The following is a 22,965-nucleotide window of genomic DNA, read 5'->3' as shown; positions in this document are numbered from 1 at the left end:
AAAGGATGGTGACAGGCCATCCTTTTTTTATGGGCGGAATTTCTGGCTCAACCGGTTTAGTGTTGAATAAAGCTGGCCACCAGATTAATACAAATCGCCAGAATGGTGGTGTTAAACATATAGGCCAGCACAATATGCAGCGTATTCAGGATACGCATCGCGCGTGAGCTGATGGTGACATCGGCGGTTTGTGCCGACGTGCCAATCACATAACTAAAATAGAGAAAATCCGGATAGGTCGGATAAGGGGTTTTCGGAAACTCCAGACCACCTGCCTGATGCTGTTGCAGCGCCAGATAATAGTCATGCGCATAGTGAATCGCAAAAATGGTATGCATAAACAGCCAGGCACATAAAATAGTGGTAATCGCCAGCAGAAAATGCCCCATGCGTGCAAAGTCGGTTTGGGCAAATAAGTTGATCTCGACAATAATCGCAATAAAACACATCACCAGGGTTAGAAACAGCAGTAACAGAATCAGCCATTTACTGGCATCCTGCTGCTGGGCGCATTGCAGAATATGCTGATGATCACTGTGCCAGAAATTCAGCAGGGTAAAGAGCAGATAGCCGGACACGGCAATATTCCAGCTGATGAGCAGGCAGGTCGACCAGGTCCACGGGCTCAAGCACTGAAAAATACCGTACAGCACCGTGGTGATCAGAAAACTGATAAAAAAATAAGGATGAGACTGCATCCCGGTTTTAATATGGCTAAACGGTGTTTTTATCATTCTTATTCCTTTGATCTGGCCCATGACAGATAAAAGCATGCCTAGCATCCTGCTTCAGGGGCAGAACATAGCGGCACTTCACTGTAGTCTAGCTTATTAGACTTAAGTTGTAGTTTACGGCTGAAAATAAATCTGCGCGGCTAGCAGAGAAAAAGTCGTAAAAGTGCAAAAATGATAAAAAATGGTGCAAAAAATCCTGCGACTTAAGTCTAATCTGATTAAAAAGCCAGCAAATTGGCCATAAAAAAAGCACCATTATTTAGTCTCGAAATAATGATGCTTACAGGCAGTCAGCCAAAGCGCGGCTTAATCGCGGTTAATATCCAGGTAAAACACCCGGGTCAGCAGTTCCATAAACTTGTCGACCGATGGCGAGTTGCTGTTTTTGCGGTAACTGACATACAGGTCCAGATAAGGCAGTTCGATATCCAGCGGACGGATGATGGTGTTGTTCATGGTCAGTGGTGTAATATAGCCTGGAAGGATCGTACAACCTAGACCAATACCAATAGAGTTGATGTTAAACAAGATGTTATCGGCTTTTTGCACGATATTAAATTCAATATTATTAGCTTTGGCAAAATCTAAAATGGTGTTGTGAAGGGTAAGAGATTGCTCTGCTGATGGGATAATAAAATCTATACCATTCAGTGCTTTAACTGGAATTCGTTCGTATTTTGCCAGCGGATGGTCTTTCGGCAAAATGAAAATCAGCGGTTCACGCAGCACGAACTGGCTTTCAATTTCATCACTGTTAAAGTTGTGACGGGTAAAGGTGATGTCCAGTTCACCTTTTTTAATGGCTTTCATCTGATCATTGTTGTTCATACTGAGCAATTCAATTTTCAGATCCGGGTTCTGTACGCGCAGATTCGGCAACACATACGGGAAAATCTTCATTTCCGCGACCGGTACAAAGCCAATGCGTAGCATCTGCTGTTTGGCCTGGGACACCTGACGCGCCATGGCCACGGCTTTGTCGGCCTGCGCCAGGGTCAAGCGCGCCTGTTCCAGAAACACTGCGCCTTCTTCTGTCAGTTCGACCTTACGTTTGGTCCGGTGTAACAGTTTTACGCCAACGTCTTCTTCGAGGTCTTTAATCTGTTGACTTAAAGAAGGCTGGGCTGTGTAGAGCTTCAAGGCAGCCTTACTGAAGTTCAGTTCTTCAGCCACGGTAATGAAATAGCGAAGGTGACGTAATTCCATAAACCCATTCCAAAAGATTAATTCAAAAAATGTCTAACTATCATGTCTTAAGAGTATAATCTATAATCAACTATTAGGTGAAGATTATTCTGCCATTTAGGAAATAAATAGGCTTTCAAATTTTATTAATGCTTTAATAAAGAGAAATAAGCGATAAGTAATTGATAAAATATCTTAATTAAAACAAAAAAAATATTTCACTAAACCCCGCTAAAAAATCATTATCCATGCAAAGTTGAGTCTATTACTTTGTGCCATAACTGGTCACAGGAGAGCTTTTCATGAGTGGAAAAATTGATGTGCGCGAAATCGACGCTTTAGTCGATGCACAAAATGGACGTATCACGCCATCTATCTATACAGATCCTGACATTTACGAATTAGAACTTGAACGTGTCTTCGGTCGTACATGGTTATTCCTTTGCCATGAAAGCCAAATTCCTAAGGCTGGCGATTTCTTCAATACCTACATGGGTGAAGATCCAATCATCGTGGCACGCCAAAAAGATGGCTCAATCAAAGCATTCTTAAACCAATGCCGTCACCGTTCTATGCGCGTAAGCTTCGCAGACTGTGGTAATACACGTGCGTTCACTTGCCCATACCACGGCTGGTCATACGGTATTGATGGTTCTCTAAAAGACATCCCGCTTGAAGATCGTGCTTACCCACATGGTGCATGTAAAGAGCAATGGGGTCTGGTAGAAGTTAACCGTGTTAAATCATACAAAGGCCTGATTTTCGGATGCTGGGATGAAACGACTCCAGATCTAGAAGAATACATGGGCGATATCGCTTGGTACCTGGACGGCGTTGTCGATCGTCGTGAAGGCGGTACTGTGATTGTGGGTGGTGTACACAAGTGGGAAATCGAGTGTAACTGGAAATTTGCAGCTGAACAGTTTGCATCTGACCAATACCACGCCCTGTTCTCTCACGCATCTGCGATTCAGGTACTTGGCGCGAAACCAGACGACGAATCAACCAAGAAATTAGGTGCTGCTCAAACGGCTCGTCCAGTTTGGGAAACTGCAAAAGATGCACTGCAATACGGTTCACGTGGTCACGGTTCAGGCTTCTTCTTCACAGAGAAACCAGATGCAAACGTTTGGGTTGACGGTGAAGTGGCCAACTACTTCCGCGAAACGTATGAAGAAGTAAAAGAGCGTCTAGGTGAAGTACGTGCGCTGCGTCTTGCAGGTCACAACACCATGTTCCCGACACTGTCTTGGTTGAACGGTACTGCAACACTTCGCGTATGGCACCCACGTGGTCCAAACAAAACTGAAGTTTGGGCATTCTGTATTGCCGATGCTGAAGCGTCTCAAGAAGTGAAAGAAGCGTTTGAACGCTCTGCAACGCGTGCATTCGGTCCTGCCGGCTTCCTGGAGCAAGATGACTCTGAGAACTGGATCGAGATTCAGAAAGTTTTACGTGGTTATAAAGCACGTCAAAACAAATTGATCGTTGAGATGGGTAAAGGCAACGAGAAAGTACGTGAAGATGGTATCCCGGGCATCACCAACTACATTTTCTCTGAAACTGCAGCACGCGGTATGTACCGTCGCTGGGCAGATTTATTGATCCATGAAAAATGGGAAGACGTTGAAAAAGCGGCTGACGAATACGAGAAGGAGCTTATGAAATGAGTCAAATCAGCTTAGAACTTCATCACCAGATCAGTCAGTTCCTGTATCAAGAAGCCAAGCTTCTTGATGACTGGAAATTCCGCGAGTGGTTAGACACGCTAGCTGAAGATATTTCTTATACGCTACGTACCACACCAAACGCACAAACCCGTGACCGTCGTCGTTCGGTTGAACCACCGACGACTTGGGTGTTCAACGATACGAAAGATCTGTTGGAACGTCGTGTTGCCCGTCTTGAAACCGGTATGGCCTGGGCAGAAGAGCCTCCATCACGTACGACTCACATGGTGTCTAACGTGATTGTTGAAGCGTCTGAAGTAGAAGGCGAATACGATGTGTACGTGACTTATTTACTGTACCGTACCCAAAAAGAGAAAGACGTTACGATTTACTGTGGTAAGCGTCATGACAAGATCCGTAAAGTTGAAGGCGGCTTAGGCTTCCAGATCTTCAACCGTAAGATCACGCTTGACCAAGTTACCTATAACTCACATAACCTGAGTGTGTTCTTCTAATGAATAAGATTTTTGTTTGCCAAGTTGACGAGCTTGACGAAGGCGAAGCATTGAAAGTGGACTGCGGCGTAAACGGTATCGATGCGCTGGCAGTATTCAACAATGGCGGTGAATTCTTCGCAATGAATGATCGCTGTTCACATGGTAATGCATCGATGTCTGAAGGTTATCTGGAAGATGACGGTACAGTTGAATGTCCGCTGCACTCTGCACGTTTCTGTTTGAAAACTGGTCAAGCACTATGCTTGCCAGCAACAGATCCAATCCAGACATTCCCAGTGATTGTTGAAGATGGCGCGTTATACGTAGAGATGGCAGGAGAGTAATCATGGGTTGGCTAAAAGGCGAAGTTGCACTCATCACTGGTGGTGGTTCAGGTTTAGGCTGGGCTTTGGTTGAGCGTTTTTTGGAAGAAGGAGCACAGGTGGCCGTTCTTCAGCGTTCTCAGTCTAAAGTTGATGCTTTACAGGAACACTTTGGTGACCGAATTCTTGCAATCGCTGGTGATGTTGCCAACTATGAAGACAATGTCCGTGCTGTTCAAGCGACCGTTGAGCGTTTTGGCAAGCTTGACTGTTTTGTGGGTAATGCCGGTATCTGGGATCACTATGCCGATATCGTTAACACCTCGGGTGAGCAACTGGATAAAGCCTTTAATGAAATCATGGGCATTAATACCAAGTCGCTGATTCTGGGTGCCAAAGCAGCGCTAGACGAGCTGATCAAGTCAGAAGGTTCAATCATCTTCACTTTATCGAACTCTGCGCTGTATTCATCGGGCGGTGGTCCTGTTTATACCGCATCCAAACATGCTGGTGTAGGCATCATGAAAGAACTGGCCTATGAATTAGCGCCAAAAGTTCGTGTTAATGCCGTGGCACCGTCTGCCATGAATGTGAATATCAAAGGTGCGGCATCACTCGGTCAGGAAAATGTTGGCCTGCTCGATGCACGTGATCCTGAGAAAATTGCCCGTGGTATGCCACTGAACTTCTTGCCAGAACCAGAAGATATGACCGGTTCATATGTGCTGCTGGCTTCACGTCAAAATAACCGTCCACTGACCGGCGTGCTGATTAACGCGGAATGTGGCTTGGGCATTCGTGGTTTACGTCAACCACGTGCCGGTTTCTTTGACGAGTAATTCACGCCTTAAAACATAATGGACTAACCCGGCAGCCTTTTGGCTGCCTTCCGTTTAGGAGTCACACATGGCCGTTAAACTTATTTGTGCATCGCACAGTCCTTTAATGGAGTTTGCCACTCCGCAAGAACAACGCAAAGAACAAGCTGTTCGTCAGGCGTTTGAAAAACTGTCTGCGGAAGTCAAAGCCTACGATCCAACCCTGATCATTACCTTTGGTCCAGACCATTTCAATGGTTTCTTCTATGACCTGATGCCAAGTTTCTGTGTGGGTATTCGTGCCACTGCAGCAGGTGACTGGGACTATGGTAAAGACAACAACAAGATTGATGTGCCTGAAGAAACTGCACTCAATCTGGTTCGCCGTGTCCTTGATGAAGGCGTGGATGTGGCCTATTCGTATCGTATGCAGGCCGACCACGGTGTGACCCAGCCATTACATTTCCTGTGTGGTGGTCAGCTCGATCGTTATCCTACCATTCCAGTTTTCATTAATGGTGCAGCTGCGCCAATGCCAACCACCAAACGTACCATTGCTTTAGGTCGTGCGGTCGGTCAGTTTATTAAGTCACTGAATCTTGAAAACGAACGCGTACTGGTTCTGGGTACGGGTGGTCTGTCTCACGATCCACCTACACCGCAAATGGGTTCGGTACCACCAGAAGTGGAAGAATTCCTGATTGCCGGTCGCAACCCGACGCCGGAAGCACGTGAAGCCCGTCAGGCAAAAATTATTGCCGTGGGTCAGAAGCTGGCCGCGGGGGATACCTCGGTAGCGGTTCCGCTGAATGCGGAATGGGATATTGCCTTGCTGGAGAAATTCAAGCAGGCAGATTTCGCAGCACTGGAAGCCATGACTGAAGCGGAAATCCGTCGTGATGGCGGCCGTGGCGGTCAGGAAGTCCGTTCATGGATGGCGGCATTTGCTGCATTGCATGAGCTGGGCGAATATGACATGACCACCCACTGCTATGAAGAAATCAGCGAGTGGATTGCCGGTTTCGGTATCGTTTCTGCAGAATTAAAAGGTTAACTGAATGAGCAATGTAAACAGCATCGTGATTGTCGGTGCAGGTCAGGCCGGTGCCAGAGCAATTCTGGAATTACGTGGCAACAAATACGAAGGCAAAATCACCCTGATCGGGGATGAAACCCATTTGCCGTATGAGCGTCCGCCTTTGTCTAAAGATGTGATTCTCAAACCAGCCGAAACCAAAATCGAAATTCTGTCAGAAGAAAAACTGGCGGAACTGGGCGTTGAAACCATCCGTGGTAACGGTGTGGCCAAAATCAATGCCGAGGCAAAAACGGTTGAACTGCAAAACGGTGATGTCGTTGCTTATGACAAGTTACTGCTGGCCACCGGTGGTGCAGCGCGTCGTTTACCCAACTTCGATGCGCTGGGTAAACACGTGTACACCCTGCGTAACCTGGAAGATTCACAAGCGCTGGTGCCGGTATTACAGCCGGGCCGCCGTATCATCCTGATTGGTGGTGGTGTGATCGGTCTGGAGCTTGCATCAAGCGCACGTTTTAAAGAATGTGAAGTGACCGTGATTGAAATGGGTCCAATGGTGATGGGTCGTTCATCACCACGCATCCTGAGCGAGTTCCTGCTGCAGCAGCAACAATTGGCCGGTGTTGATGTACGCCTGTCGACCCAGATTGCAGAATGCAAGCTGGATGGCGAAGAAATTGTGGTAACACTGGAAGGCGGTGAAGAGCTGCGTGCAGATGCTGTGGTCTATGGCATCGGGATTATCCCGAATGCACAGCTGGCCGTTGAAGCCGGTCTGGATGCGGACTTTGCGGTTAAGGTCAATGAAAATTGCCAGACTTCAAATCCGGATATTTATGCAGCGGGTGACGTGGCCACGCAACTGCGTGACTGTGGTAACCACCGCCGCGTTGAAACCTGGGAAAATGCCAACCTGCAAGCCGGTATCTTCGCGCGTCACGTGATGGGCGTTGAACATCCAGCGGCAAACCCGGCCTGGTTCTGGACCGATCAGCTGGACATCAACTATCAGTTTGTTGGTGATATGGCAGCGGCTGAATGGCATGTGCGTGGCGAGATTAAACCTGAACTGCGTGCTGAATCATCATTCGTATTGTTTGGTGTCACCGATGGCGTGATCGTTGGCGGGATTACCGTGAATGCAGCCAAAGACATGCGTCACCTGAAAAAGCTGATCAGCAAACAGGCGGCTTTTGAGGCTGACAAATATCTCGATCTGAGTCAGGATCTTCGTAAGCTGGTAAAATAATCCGGCGATACGGCAGGGCAGACCTTGGGTAACTTTGGTCTGCTTTTTTATGGCTGTTTTATTTTCTTGTTGAGACATGAGCGCAATGTGCATGGTGATTTGTACATGACTTTGTGTCGGTAGGTCTTACTTTTTAAAGCTGATAAGAATCCTCAAAATTTATTTTTGAGTTCGCAGGGCAAAACTCTTTTCATTGTTTGGGCGTCTCTTCGTTCCGTGGTGACATTCAGGTCGTCATCCTCATTATTTCAAGATGGGTTTGAATAAAGATGCTTTCATTTTATGGTTTTCAAATTTAGTTGAGTTGTCTATGAGTTCAAACTCATCTCCCATGATCGTTACCGCAAGTATCTATGCCTTGCTGGTGCTGATCTGGGCCACCACGCCGCTGGCGATTGTGTGGAGTGTGGAAGAAGTCCATCCCATGTGGGTGCTGATTATCCGCTATTTCGGGGCTTCGCTGATTGCGCTGTTTTTACTGAAACTGATGCGTGATCCGTTGCCGCTGGATGAAACCTCACTCAAAAGTTATGTGGCGGGCAGCCTGAACCTGATTGGTGCGCAGCTGTTTATTTATCTGGCAGCCAATTACCTGACTTCGGGTTTAATGGCGCTGATTTTTGGTTTTTCCCCGCTTATTGCCGGTTTAATTGGCCATGTGATTTTAAAAACCCAGAAACTGGTGGCCCTGCAATGGCTGGGCATGGCGGTGGCGGTGGCCGGGCTGAGTTATGTCTTTGCCGACTCGGCAGACAGCAAGATCAACCCGATTGGGATTGTGCTGATGTTAATTAGCATGGTGTCGTATATCAGCTCGATTTTCTGGGTCAAGCAGATTAATGCACCACTGAGTCCGATGTCACAGGCCACCGGTTCCTTGCTGGTCTCGGCACTGGGTTCAATGCTGATGTTGCCATTCATCTGGTCACATATGCCAACCGAATGGCCGGGCATGCAAACCATGATTGGCTTTTTGTTTACCATGATCATGTCTTCGATTGTGGCGATGCTGTGTTATTTCTGGCTGATTCGCCGTCTGGCTGCGTCCACTGTCTCTTTAAGCAATGTGATGACCCCGATTATTGCACTGGTACTCGGAGCGACCCTGAATCATGAGCATATCAGTGCACATGCGGTGGCCGGGATTGCGGTGGTGATGCTGGGCATTGTGATGTATTTCTGGAAAGACTGGCAGCGTCAGTATTTTTCTAAATGGTGACAGCACAGGAAGCCATGCGCTTCCTGCTGTTTTGGCTTTTGCTAAAAACAACAAAAACATAAAACAAAATATTCCACAATTTTGGATACTATGCATATTGCATCGGCACTTGCTGTCCTGTGTAATGAAGACTTAATAAATCACAGGATTTGCTCTACGTGCTTCAATTTTTATCGGACTGACATGAATCAAAACGCGGAACCTAAGCATTTTCAGCTACCAACCGAAACATGTTGGTCACACGCCTGGCGTCAGCCTGCTTTGCAGTTTTTACCTTCCCGGCATTATAACGGTGCCCAGTTTTTCAATCCGGTGCCGGCACCCGAAGGGCGTAGCCGCAGTGATTTGCTGAAATGGCTGTTACAGCGTAAACGCAATAGCTGGACCGCAGAAAACACACCAGAGCAGCCCGCTGAAGGCAAGCGTCCGATTCCGCAGGAACGTCCGAATGCCAGCCTGGATGACTGGCAGATCTGGTTTGTAGGGCATGCTACCGTTCTGATTCAGATTGGCCCCTATAATTTCCTGACCGATCCGGTCTGGTGTGAATATGCCGGACCGCAGCAGGGCAGAGGTCCGAAACGGATTTGCCCGGCTGGAATTGCCCTGGAAGAGTTACCGACCATTCATGCGGTGCTGTTGAGCCATAACCATTATGACCACATGGATCTGGCCACCCTGCGCTGGTTACATGCCCGTTTTGCCATGCCAATTTATACCGGACTGGGCAACAGCTGGTATTTGCCAAAAAACTTTCATGTGGTGGAAATGGACTGGTGGCAATCGGCGCTATTTAATGAATTAAAACTGGTCTATATTCCGGCGCAGCATGGTTCAGGCCGTGGTATGCGCGACCAGAACAGTGCCCTCTGGGGTGGCTTCTCGATTCTGCATGGTGAAGATCACTGCTTCTTTGCCGGAGATACCGGTTATTCCTCGCATTTTAAGGAAATCCATGCCCGTATTGGCGCACCGCGGATTGCACTATTACCGATTGGTGCCTATGAGCCACGGGACCTGATGCGCTATATGCACATGAATCCGGAAGATGCTTTTCAGGCGCATAAAGACCTGCATTCCAAATGTTCGCTGGCCATTCATTACCGTACCTTCCAGCTCACCGATGAAGGCCGTGAACAGCCGGAAGTCGATTTGCAAAATGCCATGCGTAAATCCTCAAAACTGATGAATCCGTTTTATTGCATTCGCGAAGGCAAGAAGCTGATTGTTTAAGTTTAAATCCTGCAACAAAAAACCACCCGAAGGTGGTTTTTTTATGGCTTGAACTCTCTGTGTAGAGGCTTAGAGCACGCCTGGCTGACCCAGCGCAGGGTCGGTGGCTCGAGCGGCCTGAGCATCTGTCACGGTCATCCCCAAGGCTTGGGCTACACCTTCGCCGTAGGCCGGGTCACACATAAAGCAGTTACGGATATGACGGTACTTGATAAAGTCATAGGCATCGCCCATGGCACGCGCAGTATTGTCAAACAGCGCCTGTTTCTGTTCAGGATTCATCAGGTTGAACAGGGCACGCGGCTGGCTAAAGTAATCGCTGTCATCTTGACGATAATCCCAGAAATCGGCATCGCCACGGATTTTCAGTGGTGGTTCACGGTACTGTGGCTGTTCCTGCCATTGCTGGAAGCTGTTTGGCTCATAGTGTGGCAAGCCGCCATAGTTGCCATCCATACGGCCCTGACCATCACGGCGGTTAGAGTGGACCGGACAACGGGCTGCGTTTACCGGAATCTGGGAATGGTTTACCCCCACGCGATAACGTGCGGCATCGGCATAGTTAATTAAACGCGCTTGCAGCATACGGTCTGGTGAATAGCTGATCCCCGGCACCAGAGTACTTGGTGCAAAAGCGGCCTGTTCCACATCCTGGAAATAGTTTTCTGGGTTACGGTTCAGTTCAAACTCACCGACTTCAATTAATGGATAATCACCTTTTGGCCAGACTTTGGTCAGGTCAAACGGATGATAAGGCACGGTTTCCGCTTCGGTTTCCGGCATGATCTGCACGAATAGGGTCCATTTCGGGAAATCGCCACGTTCAATTGCATTAAACAGGTCATTTTGGCTGCTTTCACGGTCCTGGCCAATCAGTGCTGCGGCTTCGGCATCGGTCAGGTTTTTAATGCCCTGCTGGGTACGGAAATGGAATTTGACCCAGAAACGTTCATTGTTGGCATTAATGAAGCTGTAGGTGTGGCTGCCAAAACCATGCATATGACGATAACCATCTGGAATACCGCGGTCTGACATGACAATGGTCACCTGATGCAGCGCTTCTGGTAACAGGGTCCAGAAATCCCAGTTGTTGTTGGCGGAACGGACGTTGGTTTTCGGGTCACGTTTTACCGCTTTGTTCAGGTCTGGGAACTGGCGCGGGTCACGGAAGAAGAACACCGGTGTGTTGTTACCGACTAAATCCCAGTTGCCTTCTTCGGTATAGAATTTTAGTGCAAAACCGCGAATATCACGTTCGGCATCGGCAGCACCGCGCTCACCGGCCACCGTCGAGAAGCGGGCAAACATTTCGGTTTTCTTGCCGACTTCAGAGAAAATTTTGGCGCGGGTATATTGGGTAATGTCGTGAGTCACGGTAAAGGTTCCGAATGCACCTGAACCTTTGGCGTGCATACGACGCTCAGGAATCACTTCACGAACAAAGTTCGCCAGTTTTTCATTGAGCCATAAATCTTGGGTAAGTAATGGACCGCGGGCACCGGCGGTCATACTGTTCTGGTTATCGACCACCGGAGCACCGGCATCGGTGGTGAGGTGGGTGACCGGACATTTTTTAAAGTCTTGGCTCATTATCGTTCTCCGTTATTGTATTCATGTGCTGACGTTGGACACGGGCTGGATTCTCCAGGCAGGTGACATCCCATGAAATTAACCGTTATCAAAGTCATCAATATAAAAAATAAACCCAGCTTATCATTGAAATCTACCTTGCAATAGCTGGCTGGGCAGAATGACGATGGATAAAAAACATAAAAATGCAACTTGGTTCTCATTTAACTTAAACCGAATATAACACTTTTTCAAATAGATAAAACGATTAGTGCTCAAAGGAATAATCGATAGCTTAAAGTTTTGATTTCTGAGTGTTTTAGTCGGATTTTGTTGAGATGAGCCGGGCTAAAAATGGCTGGATGGCCAGTTCAATATCGGCCTGCAGTTGCGGCCAGTCCTGAAATGTGGGCTGGATTAACAGGGTTTGTGAAATAAAGCCATAACTGATGCGATGCAGGTTTTCGGCACAGCGCAAGCGTTCGTGGGTTTCAGGTATATAGCGGCTTAAAATCTGCTGCCAGCTGTCCAGCATCAGCTGATAATGCTTTTGATAGGCCTGTTCGCTCGACAGGCTGCGTTCAAGTAAAAACACACTGGCCCACAGCCGCTGTTCGCTGCGGATACGGTCGAGCTGAAAGCACAGCAGGGCCTGTATATCGCTGCAAATATCACCAGTTGTGGATAACTGTAGCGGTGGCTGGGTATAACTGCGTAGCGCCTCGACATGCTGGATAATCTGCTGGTGGATTACCCAGGCCAGCAAATCTTCTTTCTGGGCAAAGTATTCATAAAAGGTGCCCAGACCGACCCCGGCCAGTTCGGTAATCTCGCGGATGGTCAGCTGTGCGGGTGACTGCTGCTGCAAAAGCCGAACAACACTGTCCAGCAGGGCCTGCTGGGTCTGTTTGGCCCGGGACTGGCGAGGCTTACGCCGCAGCTGTACAGAGGGGGAGGTCATGACTGAAAACCGAACATGCTGTGGGTGAATATTCTTTATACTGAAAGCCTATCATCATAATCAATCAGGAACGATGAACGATGCAGGCATGGATGACCCATTCTATTCAGAATCAGTTTGATGAACGTCAGGATTATAATCTGTTTGCGAGTGACCGCGTGTTGCAGGAAATCTTGCAGCGCTATGGCAGTCAGGATCAGGCACGCCTTAGCGCACTCGGTCAGCAGGCCGGATCGGCAGAGGCTTATCATTCTGCCCATTTAGCCAATAGCCATACCCCGCAGTTACAGGCCTTTGATGCTCGCGGCCGCCGTCAGGATGTGGTCGAGTTCCATCCGGCCTGGCATTACTGGATGGCGCTGAACCGGGAATTTCAGACCCATGCCCATCCCTTTATTGAACCTCAGTCCGCATCTGGCTGGCTCGATTGGGCAGCGCGGTTTTATCTGAGTGGTCAGGTCGAATGTGGCAACCTGTGTCCTGCCTCCATGACCCTGGGCAGTATTCCGCTTATTCAGCGTGAACCTGAACTGTGGCAACAGCTCGGCGATAAACTGCTGTCGAATGAATATGATGCGCGGGATATTCCAATGGCGCAGAAAACATCAATCTGGCTGGGCATGGGCATGACTGAAAAGCAGGGCGGCTCCGATGTACGCGCCAATGAAACCATCGCCACTCCGGTGGGGGCAGCGGGTCGTGGCCAGCCTTATCTGCTGACCGGGCATAAATGGTTTTTCTCAGCGCCGATGTGTGATGCGCATTTGGTGGTGGCCAAAACCGAACAGGATGGCTTGGCCTGCTTCTTTGTGCCGCGCTGGCTGGAAGATGGCCGCAAGAACACGATTCATATCCAGCGTTTAAAAGATAAGGTCGGCAACCGCAGCAATTCCAGCTCGGAAGTCGAGTTTCACGAGGCTTGGGGCATCATGATTGGCGAAGCTGGCCGTGGTATTCCCACTATTATTGAAATGGCCAATTATACCCGCCTGACCTGTGTGGTCGGCAGCAGTGCCATGTTGCGCCAGGCGCTGGTGCAATGTATTGCCTATACCCGGCAGCGTAAAGCCTTTGGTAAGCCGCTGGCTGAACAGCCGCTGATGCAGGCGGTGCTGGCTGATCTGGCACTGGAAACCGAAGCCGCGGTGCAGCTGGGCTTTTATCTGGCGCAGTGCTACCAGTTGGATACGCCGCTGGCGCAGGCCTGGAAGCGGATTATGACCCCGGCTGCCAAGTTCTGGGTGTGTAAGCGTACTGTCGAGCTGAGCGGCGAAATGATGGAGGTCTTTGGCGGCAATGGCTATGTCGACACTGGCATCATGGCGCGTATTTTTAAAGAAGCTCCGGTGAATAGTATCTGGGAAGGGTCGGGCAATGTCATGTGTCTGGATGTGCTACGCGCGATACAGCGTGATCCGGCCTCCATGCAGGTCCTGTTGCAGTCGCTGGCCGACGGTGTGCAACAGCAGCCGCTGTTACAGCAGGAATTACAGGCGCTGATGCAGCTGTTCCAGCAGACAGACCCACAAGCCTTGCAGTTTATGGCACGTACGCTGGTAAGCCGTTTGGTGCTGCTGGCACAAGCGGTCATCTTAAACCAGCATGCACCTGATTTTGTGGCACAGGCCTTTATCCAGAGCCGTTATCAGACCCTGCATGGTCAGGTGGTGGGCATGTTAGACCCGGCCCAGGTCGATGTTGCCCGGCTGTTAGAACGTGCGCTGGCGGTTTAAACATCACGCGTGATAGAGCGTATCCTGATAGAAAAATTCCCCTCTTGACTTCAGCCAAGCGGGGAAATCGGACTGGATGCATGGCGGTCTGCAGTTGCGCAGCCGTGTGATCCCGGCATCAGTCTCACGCTAACGATCAAACGAGCTTGGCTTAATGCGCCGGTTCGTCTGCTTTCACCCCTTTCTGGTACAGGGTGTAGATATAAACCGGAATATTCAGGTCTTCTAAATGCTTGTAAATCAGCGGGCGGACTTCTTCCCAATCCAGACCGCCGACACCGGTGGCCAGACGTGGCAGCGCCAGACTTTCAATATTCTCGGCTTCAACCAGCTGTTTCAGATTTTTCAGGGTGCGGTTGACGTATTCTGTCGATGCTTTACCCGGCTTGGAACCGTTGTCATAGGCCGCTTCCTGAGTCATCAGATTAATGATGCGCTGACCTTCGGCATTGACCCAGGTCCATTGTTCACCCGCTTTAGGATGGTAAATATGGCAATAGTTACGGAAGTCTTTATACAGCGCCGGCCAGTGTTCGCGCAGACTTAAAGCCAGTCCGGTGGCAAAGTTATCATTTGGGGCAACACCGTGGGCAATGGCACGGGCTTGGCTCAATAAAATATCTCCAGAAACTTCATAAATCATGCTGTGAACTCCTGTTTTGGAAGAGGCTGTTTGAATTGATCTTCTAGCTTCATCTTAGCCTATCAGGAAGTTTTTTCTAGCGTGCTATATAACTGCTAAGTCTTTGCAAAATAATAAAAAATATAAGATTTTGTGGTATAATTATAGGGGCGGAGCAGCTGAATCTACTTTCATTTTTTGACTGAAGAATGTTCAGAAAAACACTGCAAAATTTTTCTATACCGTTTCTTTTATTGTTACATGACTGTCGCAAAATTGCTGCTGAATTGTCCAAAAAAATGTATGATTGACTCCCCATTCCAAAGGGATGTCGACGGGAAGCAAAACGCAGTTTTAAGGCTAAAATGCGCTTGAATTTTGCGCAAATGTACCCATCAATACAGCGCAGGAACACCTGCATTCAAATCATGAACTGGAAGGATAAAGTGATGGCAAAGAAAAAACAGCCAGAAGTGATTCAGCATAACTTCGTGGCCAAATATATGCATGAGGTCAACAAGAGCCAGGTTTTTGTCGACCGGAAAAAGAATGCCAAACGCGGCTATAGCAAACACAAACAAGGGCGATATTCTGATGATTATCGCCCTTATTCATTCTGTCTGATTTAAATCAAAATATGGCTTAAGCGCCAACAATCCGGGTAGAGGCCTTGACCATATCGCCCAGACCATGGGTTTTAAAATAATATTCCATCCAGCTTTTCACCATCAGCGAATTATTCATTTTCAGCACCCGTTCCAGCTGCTCCTGTGCTTCGCTCATCGGCACATGGCAAATCGCTTTACGCACGCGCAGAATGTTACTCGAACTCATCGACAGGGTATTAAAGCCCATCGCCATCAACAGCACCGCAGATAGCGGATCACCGGCCATTTCACCACAAATGCTGACCGGTTTATCGTACTTGTGACATTCCTTGACCAGACGGGTCAGCGCGCGCAGCACCGACGGGTGAAAATGCGAATAGACGTTGGCCACGCGTGGATTATTACGGTCTACCGCCAGCAGATACTGGGTCAGGTCATTGGAGCCGACCGAGAAGAAATCGACCAGTTCGGCAAATTCATCAATCTGTAGCAGCACACTGGGCACTTCTACCATAATCCCGATACGCGGCTTGTTGATCTTGACCTGTTCTTCTTCCTGTACCGCATGCCAGTCACGATCCAGCAGATACAGCGCTTCTTCGACTTCATTGACGCTGGTGACCATTGGCAGCAGGATGTGCAGATTGTTCAAGCCAATGCTGGCTTTGAGCATGGCGCGAATTTGCGAAGAAAAAATTTCCGGATGATCGAGGGTGAAGCGAATCCCGCGCCAGCCTAGTGCCGAGTTTTCTTCTTCAATCGAGAAATACGGCAGGTCTTTGTCTGCGCCAATATCCAGGGTACGCATTACCACCGGTTTATTGGCAAAGTGGCTCAGCTGCTGGCGGTAAATGGCACGCTGTTCTTCTTCGCCCGGGAAACGATCCCGCAGCATAAACGGAATTTCAGAGCGGTATAGGCCGACCCCTTTGGCACCACGTTGTACCCCGCGTACCACATCAATCATCAGACCGGTATTGACATACAGTTTGACCGTCACGCCGTCTGGGGTAACGGCGTCCTTGGTTTCATACTGTTTCAGGTCTTTGGCAATCAGTTCTTCTTCTTTCTGAATTTCTTTATAGCGGGTGCGTAAACGCCGTGGCGGATTAATAAACACCCGGCCCTGATGCGCATCGACAATCATTTCTACGTCATCGAGGGTGTTGATCGGCAGTTCAGTCACCCCGACCACGGTTGGAATACCCAGTGCGCGCGCGACAATCACCATATGTGAGTTCATGGCGCCTTCGGTGGTGACAATTGCGGCAATTTTATCGACCGGTAATTCCACCAGTGCCGCGGTCGAGATTTCTTCACCAATCAGAATACTTTCATCGGTCAGTTCGCGGTGGCTGGCATCGGCTTCCTGCAAATAGGCCAGAATACGCCGGCCGAGATCTTTTAAGTCGGAAACCCGTTCACGCAGGTAGTCATCTTCCATCTGGGCAAACTGGGCAATGTGGCTGTCAATGACAATCCGCACCGCACCTTGTGCCCAATTGCCATCCCGAATCAGTTCTTTAATTTCCGCCGGCAGGGCATTTTCATCCAGCATACGCAGGAACACGCTAAACAGGGCGCGTTCTTCGGCCATCAGCGCATCCTGCATTTTGTCATCCAGCGCCTGAATTTCCTGACGCACGGCATCCAGCGCAGTGTCGAGCAGTTTCAGTTCTTCGCTGATGTCATCGGCTTCACGGTCGGGTACCGCGGCCAAATCTGCTGGTGGATAGAGAATGACCGCGCGGCCAAGCGCAATCCCGCCCGAGCCGGAAACGCCCTGGAAGGTTTTGTAGGCCGGCAGATTGCTGGGTTTACGAAAGACATCAATATTGCCAACAGCATGCGCATGCGCAATCACGCCAGAGAGCTGGGCGCAGAGCGTGACCAGAAAGGATTCAGCCGCTTCGCTAAAGTCCTGACATTCCTTGTTCTGCACCACCAGTACGCCCATGACCTTACGACGGTACATGACCGGCACGCCGAGGAAGGAATTATAAATTTCTTCGCCGGTTTCCGGTAAATACAGGAAGCGTTCATGTTTGGGTGCATCATCCAGGTTGACGATTTCTTCGCGCTGGCCGACCAGCCCCACCAGACCTTCACCGGTATGTAGGGACACGTGGCCGACCGCTTCCGGATTCAAACCCTTAGAGGCCATCAGCAGATAACGCTGGTTGCGCTCATCAAGCAGGTAAATAGAGCAGACATCGACATGCATGGCTTCAGCAACCTGATTGACCATAATGTCGAGCGATTCATGCAAACTGGTGGACGCATTAATTTCCTGCACAATGCGTCTTAGGGTATCCAGTTGCATATTCGACATAAAGTCTGCTCCAAATCAGCGTTCCAGTTCTGTTCTCTTTATAGCAAGAGTCGTTTAAAAAATCTGCATGATCATACAGCTTTTTTCAGGCTTTCTTAGATGGCAATTGATGACATAATTCCACCATCGCCTTGCGGTACACATCGCGTTTAAAATTCACGACCTGACCCAGTGGGTACCAGTAACTGACCCACTGCCATTGATCAAACTCGGGCGGATCGGACAGGTTGAGCTGAATCAACTGGGCCGAGGCCGTGAGTTTGAGTAAAAACCATTTCTGTTTTTGACCAATACATACCGGATCGGAATCGGGCCGGATGTAACGGTGCGGCAAACGGTAACGCAGCCAACCTTTCGTTTGTGCGATAATTTGAACGTGTTCGGGCAGTAAGCCAACTTCTTCTCTCAGCTCACGATAAAGTGCCTGCTCAGGGGTTTCTCCATGCTGGATACCTCCTTGTGGAAATTGCCATGCATTGTGTCCAATGCGTTTTGCCCATAAAACCTGTCCAAAGTCGTTTGCCAAAATGATCCCGACATTGGGTCGGAAACCTTCTGAGTCGATCATTTGGCTACCTAAATATTCTGTAAATTATGCCTTTGCTTCCGGGGATTTTTATTTCTGTATCCAACACGAAAAAAAGCAAAGTTTAAAAATGTTAAAATTGCTATGATCTTAACGAATTTCTATCGACTAGCGGAGATAGATTTACAAATTTTTTCTTAAATTTCAGTTTTTACGAGTATTTTCATGAAATTGGCGCTATTTGATCTCGATCACACCTTGTTAAATACAGATTCGGATCATTCCTGGGGTGAGTTTTTAGTCAATGAAGGTCTGGTCGATCCGGTTCATCACCGCGCCATGAATGACAAATTTTATGAAGATTACAAAGCCGGCCAGCTTGACCCGATTGCCTATAACGAATTTGTGTTTGAATTTCTGACCCAGCACGAGTCACACTACCTGACCGAACTGCATGAGTTGTTTATGCAAAAAGTGATTCGTCCACAAATGCGCCCGGAAGGTTTTAAGGCGATTCAGCGTCATCGTGAGGCCGGACATGCACTGGTCGGCATTACCGCGACTTCGGATTTTATTACTGCGCCAATTTTCCGTGAATTTGGCATTAGCGAAATCATTGCCACCAATGCCGAAGTGGTCGATGGCAAATATACCGGTAAGGTCATCAATACTGCCTGTTATCAGCAGGGCAAACTGGTACGTCTGGAACAGTGGCTGGCCGGACGTGAGGTGACCGAATCCTGGGCTTATTCAGATTCAATCAATGACCGTTTCTTGCTAGAATATGCAGACCACGCCATTGCGGTGAATCCGGATGATCGTCTGCGGGCCTTGGCGGTCGAGCAGGGCTGGGAGATTCAGGACTGGTCGATTGCTGCTGAATAAAAGCGCAGTTCATCTACACCAAGATCAGCAGACAGGGCCGCTATAACTGGCCCTGTTTTTTGTCTGAGCTGGTTGTCATCTATCTTGCAAATTTATGAAAAGGTGAAATTTTTTTAACAGCACTAGGATTTGCAGTTTTATATGCTATGGTGAAGACAAGAACAACAACAGGGAGATTCACGCATGCGCCAAACCCGACCAAGAATGACCAATCTGTTTGAACAACTGGGCCTGGACTCCAGCGAACAGGCGATTCAAGATTTTATCGGCCAGCATCAACTGGCGGCGGAAATTCATATTATGGATGCAGAATTCTGGAGTGATGGTCAACGTCAGTTTTTAGCTGAAAAAATTGCCTCGGATGGGGAGTGGGCCATTACGGTCGACCAGCTGAATGAAGCGCTGCATGAAGACTCTGTGCCTCGCCGTTAAATCGTTCGTTCAAATCTCCAGATCATCAGGCCAAATCCGGAATTTGGCCTGATCCCTCACTTTCTTTTCTATCCATTTAGGCAATCCGTTCCCAGAAGCTGACCTGCGCATAGGTATGCTGAAACTTGCGCTGGGTTTCCCGAATCACAAAAGGGATGTCCTGCGGTTCAGTCATTAAACGGAAATGCGGCTCTAGCAAGGCTGTTAAGCCATCCAGACTGCTCCAGTTTTCGCCATCTTTTTTAAAGCCACCCAGCCATTCACTGCGGACAGTGTGTTCTTCCATCCAGGTATAGGGTGAGCTGAGCATCAGAATGCCGCCCATATTCAGCCGTGTATGAATCTGGCTTAAAAACTGCGCCGGATGATGCAGCCGGTCAATTAAGTTGGCTGCCAGAATAAAATCATAGCCTCTGAAAATCGCTTTAAGATTACAGGCATCACCCTGGTAAAACTGGACTTTGTCCCGGACCTCCGCCAGTCCAAGCTGGGCTAAATCACAGGCATGATAATCCACCAGTTCACCTTCGGTGCACATGCTGTAATGCAGGGTTTCGCCCTGTGCCAGTTTGACGCCGTTCTGGATAAAGCGCGCTGAAAAATCAATCCCGACCACTTCATCAAAATAACGGGCCAGTTCAAAGCTGGCGCGGCCGGTAGCACAGCCAATATCCAGTGCTTTACGTCGTGGTCTGTCGGCCAGCTGGGTCAGGGCCAGTTGCACCAGTGTCTGGGCAAAATTGGCCACGCCAAAATATTCACGGCCATACTGAAATTCCAGATATTCAGACACCAGCCGGTCGGTTTCATATTGTGATTGAATCGCCAGCGGCTCCTGATCAGAAACCACATAACGGAAACCGGCATGCTGGAAAAAATGCCGGCGAAAGGCATAGCGTGAGGCCAGTTCGGCTTCATTGCCGGCAGAAATCCAGGAACCGCCTTTGAGCAGATTATGCCGGCCATCAAAGGTCGGGGTGCTGAAATCATCATAAATCGGATGCACCACAAAACCGGGAAATGGATAAATCGGGGTTTCGGTCCATTGCCAGACATTGCCGCGCAGGTCATAAAAATCGCCATGCGGGAAGGTATTGACCGGACAGGAGGAAGCACCATAGGCCAGCGCCAGATTGGCAGGTGCAGACGGCTCATTTACGCCAGCCAGCTGTACCAGCCGATACCATTCCTCTTCGGTGGGCAGTCGTACTGGCTGACCAGTTTGCTTCGCTTTCCAGTGGCAAAAGGCTTTGGCCTCATGATAATTCACCTCCGCCGGCCAGTCCCACGGCATTGGTACTTCTTCGGTCAGCAGCCGGAGTGACCAGTCCGGCCCGTGTTTACGCCAGAAGGTCGGATATTTGGCCTGGGCAAAGCTGCGCCATTGCCAGCCTTCATCTTCCCAATAGTTTGCGTTCTGATAGCCGGCATCTTCAACAAAGGCCAGAAATTCCTGATTGCTGACCAGATAGCGGCTGGCCGCAAACGCCGCTACCTCTGCCTGATATTGGCCATATTCATTGTCCCAGCCGTAAACCGGGTCGTGCCGCTCCTTACCGAGCTGTACCCGGCCGGCTGCCACTGGAAGCAACGCATTCTCTGGTGCGGTGTTAGTCAGGATATTTGGCCGCCATGGTGGCTGTGTCTGGACATAGTCAAGGGCATGCTGGCGAATCAGCACGGAGGAGGTTTCCAGATGAATCCGCTCGTGTTCAATGCCCATCAGAATCGACCACCACGGATGTTGCCAGTCAATTGGCGTGCTGAGCGGTGCCTGTTCAATAATTTCCAGCACCGTGGCACGCACCTGATCGCGGTAGTGTTTCACCTGCGCGGGTGTCGGCCAGTCATAACGGCTGTCATCCAGGTCATCCCAGCTCATCTCATCCACACCCACCGCAAAGATGGATTCAAAATGTGGATTGATACGCTGTTCAATCAGTTTGCTGAGCAGCAGTTTGTTGATGAAAAATGTCGCGGTATGGCCATAGTAAAAAATCAGCGGATGGCGCAGCGCAATCGGCTTGTGATAAAAGGCCTCATCGCCGTTGAGGCAGCTAAACAATGATTCATAACAGTCAAAGGTTTGCAGAAAATACTGCTTGAGGGTGGCACGTAGCGTATCGGCCTGCGTGACATCCAGCCGTGGACTGGGCTGTAAAGGCGGTGCACTGCCGGCTAGGCGCTGCTGGAGCGCCTGGGCTGAACTGAACGAAGGGGAATAGGCAAGCGGGGAAGTGGTCTGGTTCATCACTCTGCTCCTGCATCATTTTTATAAAGATCCTGGTGTCTTGTGCGGGCACCTTGTCTTTTCAAATTACGCCAATTTGGAGCAGCGTGCTGTTTTGTTCAGTAACTGTACAGAAGGATGCGACCGGTCGATGAACCTAGTCCGGCTGCTGCATAAAGTTAACCAGCGCCTGCGCCGCTTTGGACTGTGTGCGTCCCGGATGCCAGACCATGCCCAGCTGGCGGTTCATTTCCAGATTAATATCCAGCTGTTGCAAGTCCTGATTAATCAGGGTTTTCGGTAACACTGACCAGCCCAGTCCAATCGACACCAGCATGCGGATGGATTCCAGCGGGTTATTGCTCATGGTGATCTTCGGCTTCACGCCCTGTTTTTCAAACTCGGCCAGGGTAATCTGGCTGGTATAGGTCTGTGCTGCTGGTAGCAGGCTCGGGAACTGGGTTAAATCTTCCAGTTTCAGTCTTTTCTGCTGGGCCAGCGGATGAAAAGGCGCAGCCACAAACACCAGCGGATCATTCCAGATGGTGACATATTGCAGCCGGTCATCACCTTGCGGTGGCAGGGTTAAAAAGGCCAGTTCCAGATCACCGGCCAGCACCTGTTCATGCGCCTGTTCCGAATCGACAAAATGCACATCTAAGGTGACATCGGGGAAATCTTGGACATAGCGACGCAAATGATCGGGCAGATGATGCAGGCCAATATGATGACTGGTGCCAATTTTCAGGCGACCCTGCACCTGGCCCTGTTCATGGCTTAAAGTATGATGAATATCGCCCAGTTCATTTAGCCAGTTTTTGACTTTGGGTAACAGCGAATGCGCAGCATGGGTTGCCTGCACGCCACGGCCGGCCGACTCAAACAGCTTGACCCCAAAATATTCTTCCAGGCTATGAATCCGTTTGGTGACTGCGGGCTGGGTAATAAACAGCTGATCGGCGGCCAGAGAAATCGAACCGGTTTCCATGACTTTTACAAAAGCTTCAAATGCTGCAAGATTCATCGCAATCACCTATAAAGATTTTTTATGCTTAAAATTATTATTTAGAAATTTTTAGAATTAATCAAAGATTATTTTT

At 49.1% G+C, this 22,965-nt stretch carries 21 protein-coding genes; 12 read left to right on the top strand and 9 right to left on the bottom strand.

Annotated features, from left to right (window positions below; genetic code table 11):
- Positions 1-56: 56 nt before the first annotated feature.
- Both FTU55_RS04925 and hcaR read right to left on the bottom strand, forming a co-directional pair.
- On the bottom strand, positions 57-734 hold the full coding sequence (locus tag FTU55_RS04925) for a DUF1345 domain-containing protein (RefSeq protein WP_180046346.1): 678 nt from the start codon (positions 732-734) through the stop codon (positions 57-59).
- A 306-nt stretch (positions 735-1,040) separates the two neighbouring features.
- Positions 1,041-1,940, bottom strand: coding sequence for a DNA-binding transcriptional regulator HcaR (gene hcaR / locus FTU55_RS04920; RefSeq protein WP_180046344.1), 900 nt, complete (start codon positions 1,938-1,940; stop codon positions 1,041-1,043).
- A gap of 281 nt (positions 1,941-2,221) precedes the next feature.
- Here hcaR and hcaE point away from each other — a divergent pair, with 281 nt between their 5' ends.
- From hcaE to FTU55_RS04880, 8 genes are all read left to right on the top strand, one after another.
- Positions 2,222-3,589: a 3-phenylpropionate/cinnamic acid dioxygenase subunit alpha gene (gene hcaE, locus FTU55_RS04915; protein ID WP_180046342.1), complete on the top strand. Its 1,368-nt coding sequence runs from the start codon at positions 2,222-2,224 to the stop codon at positions 3,587-3,589.
- On the top strand, positions 3,586-4,104 hold the full coding sequence (gene hcaF / locus FTU55_RS04910) for a 3-phenylpropionate/cinnamic acid dioxygenase subunit beta (protein WP_005181997.1): 519 nt from the start codon (positions 3,586-3,588) through the stop codon (positions 4,102-4,104). The genes hcaE and hcaF overlap by 4 nt, the downstream gene beginning before the upstream one ends.
- A complete protein-coding gene (gene hcaC, locus FTU55_RS04905; RefSeq protein WP_005181999.1) occupies positions 4,104-4,430 on the top strand; it encodes a 3-phenylpropionate/cinnamic acid dioxygenase ferredoxin subunit in 327 nt (108 codons plus the stop codon). Before hcaF ends, hcaC begins: the two co-directional genes overlap by 1 nt.
- 2 nt (positions 4,431-4,432) lie before the next feature.
- Positions 4,433-5,248: a 3-phenylpropionate-dihydrodiol/cinnamic acid-dihydrodiol dehydrogenase gene (hcaB, locus tag FTU55_RS04900; RefSeq protein ID WP_168408474.1), complete on the top strand. Its 816-nt coding sequence runs from the start codon at positions 4,433-4,435 to the stop codon at positions 5,246-5,248.
- Between the two features lie 67 nt (positions 5,249-5,315).
- Positions 5,316-6,281 (top strand): 3-carboxyethylcatechol 2,3-dioxygenase, encoded by a 966-nt coding sequence (locus FTU55_RS04895; RefSeq protein ID WP_005182005.1) that lies wholly within the window; start codon positions 5,316-5,318, stop codon positions 6,279-6,281.
- A gap of 4 nt (positions 6,282-6,285) precedes the next feature.
- Positions 6,286-7,515: a 3-phenylpropionate/cinnamic acid dioxygenase ferredoxin--NAD(+) reductase subunit gene (gene hcaD / locus FTU55_RS04890; RefSeq protein ID WP_180046340.1), complete on the top strand. Its 1,230-nt coding sequence runs from the start codon at positions 6,286-6,288 to the stop codon at positions 7,513-7,515.
- A 310-nt stretch (positions 7,516-7,825) separates the two neighbouring features.
- Entirely contained in the window at positions 7,826-8,734 is a 909-nt protein-coding gene (locus FTU55_RS04885) for a DMT family transporter (protein ID WP_016659599.1), read from the top strand.
- A gap of 183 nt (positions 8,735-8,917) precedes the next feature.
- Positions 8,918-9,967 (top strand): MBL fold metallo-hydrolase, encoded by a 1,050-nt coding sequence (locus FTU55_RS04880; protein ID WP_005182011.1) that lies wholly within the window; start codon positions 8,918-8,920, stop codon positions 9,965-9,967.
- Positions 9,968-10,036: 69 nt separating this feature from the next.
- Here the strand turns inward: FTU55_RS04880 and FTU55_RS04875 are convergent, their stop codons facing one another.
- Positions 10,037-11,557: a catalase gene (locus tag FTU55_RS04875; protein WP_180046338.1), complete on the bottom strand. Its 1,521-nt coding sequence runs from the start codon at positions 11,555-11,557 to the stop codon at positions 10,037-10,039.
- A gap of 298 nt (positions 11,558-11,855) precedes the next feature.
- On the bottom strand, positions 11,856-12,497 hold the full coding sequence (locus FTU55_RS04870; protein WP_180046336.1) for a TetR/AcrR family transcriptional regulator: 642 nt from the start codon (positions 12,495-12,497) through the stop codon (positions 11,856-11,858).
- A gap of 80 nt (positions 12,498-12,577) precedes the next feature.
- Between FTU55_RS04870 and FTU55_RS04865 the strand changes: the two genes are divergently transcribed.
- Positions 12,578-14,230 (top strand): acyl-CoA dehydrogenase family protein, encoded by a 1,653-nt coding sequence (locus FTU55_RS04865; RefSeq protein ID WP_180046334.1) that lies wholly within the window; start codon positions 12,578-12,580, stop codon positions 14,228-14,230.
- A 151-nt stretch (positions 14,231-14,381) separates the two neighbouring features.
- On the opposite strand, the gene FTU55_RS04860 is transcribed toward FTU55_RS04865, so the two are convergent.
- A complete protein-coding gene (locus FTU55_RS04860; RefSeq protein WP_016659595.1) occupies positions 14,382-14,873 on the bottom strand; it encodes a macro domain-containing protein in 492 nt (163 codons plus the stop codon).
- Between the two features lie 428 nt (positions 14,874-15,301).
- On the opposite strand from FTU55_RS04860, the gene FTU55_RS04855 reads away from it, so the two are divergent.
- Positions 15,302-15,481, top strand: a complete 180-nt coding sequence (locus FTU55_RS04855) for a hypothetical protein (protein ID WP_005182025.1) — start codon at positions 15,302-15,304, stop codon at positions 15,479-15,481.
- Positions 15,482-15,494: 13 nt separating this feature from the next.
- Here the strand turns inward: FTU55_RS04855 and ptsP are convergent, their stop codons facing one another.
- Both ptsP and FTU55_RS04845 read right to left on the bottom strand, forming a co-directional pair.
- Positions 15,495-17,792, bottom strand: coding sequence for a phosphoenolpyruvate--protein phosphotransferase (gene ptsP, locus FTU55_RS04850; RefSeq protein WP_005182028.1), 2,298 nt, complete (start codon positions 17,790-17,792; stop codon positions 15,495-15,497).
- A gap of 85 nt (positions 17,793-17,877) precedes the next feature.
- Positions 17,878-18,360 carry an RNA pyrophosphohydrolase gene (locus FTU55_RS04845; protein WP_005182032.1) on the bottom strand — a complete coding sequence of 161 codons (483 nt, stop codon included), beginning with the start codon at positions 18,358-18,360 and terminating at the stop codon, positions 17,878-17,880.
- Positions 18,361-18,543: 183 nt separating this feature from the next.
- Between FTU55_RS04845 and FTU55_RS04840 the strand changes: the two genes are divergently transcribed.
- Together FTU55_RS04840 and FTU55_RS04835 are read left to right on the top strand one after the other, a co-directional pair.
- Positions 18,544-19,203: an HAD family phosphatase gene (locus FTU55_RS04840; RefSeq protein ID WP_005182034.1), complete on the top strand. Its 660-nt coding sequence runs from the start codon at positions 18,544-18,546 to the stop codon at positions 19,201-19,203.
- A 183-nt stretch (positions 19,204-19,386) separates the two neighbouring features.
- Entirely contained in the window at positions 19,387-19,635 is a 249-nt protein-coding gene (locus tag FTU55_RS04835; RefSeq protein ID WP_005182035.1) for a DUF2789 family protein, read from the top strand.
- A gap of 76 nt (positions 19,636-19,711) precedes the next feature.
- Here FTU55_RS04835 and ovoA read toward each other — a convergent pair whose 3' ends face one another.
- Both ovoA and FTU55_RS04825 read right to left on the bottom strand, forming a co-directional pair.
- Complete coding sequence (ovoA, locus tag FTU55_RS04830; RefSeq protein WP_180046333.1) at positions 19,712-21,886, bottom strand: 5-histidylcysteine sulfoxide synthase; 2,175 nt, start codon at positions 21,884-21,886, stop codon at positions 19,712-19,714.
- A gap of 136 nt (positions 21,887-22,022) precedes the next feature.
- Positions 22,023-22,889: a LysR family transcriptional regulator gene (locus FTU55_RS04825; protein WP_005182039.1), complete on the bottom strand. Its 867-nt coding sequence runs from the start codon at positions 22,887-22,889 to the stop codon at positions 22,023-22,025.
- Between the last annotated feature and the right edge of the window lie 76 nt (positions 22,890-22,965).

This window comes from Acinetobacter sp. YH12117, from assembly GCF_013418865.1.
GTDB classification, from domain to species: Bacteria; Pseudomonadota; Gammaproteobacteria; order Pseudomonadales; family Moraxellaceae; genus Acinetobacter; species Acinetobacter indicus.
The sequence above is the reverse complement of the archived record's forward strand: the minus strand, read 5'-3'. Positions and strand labels throughout refer to the sequence as shown.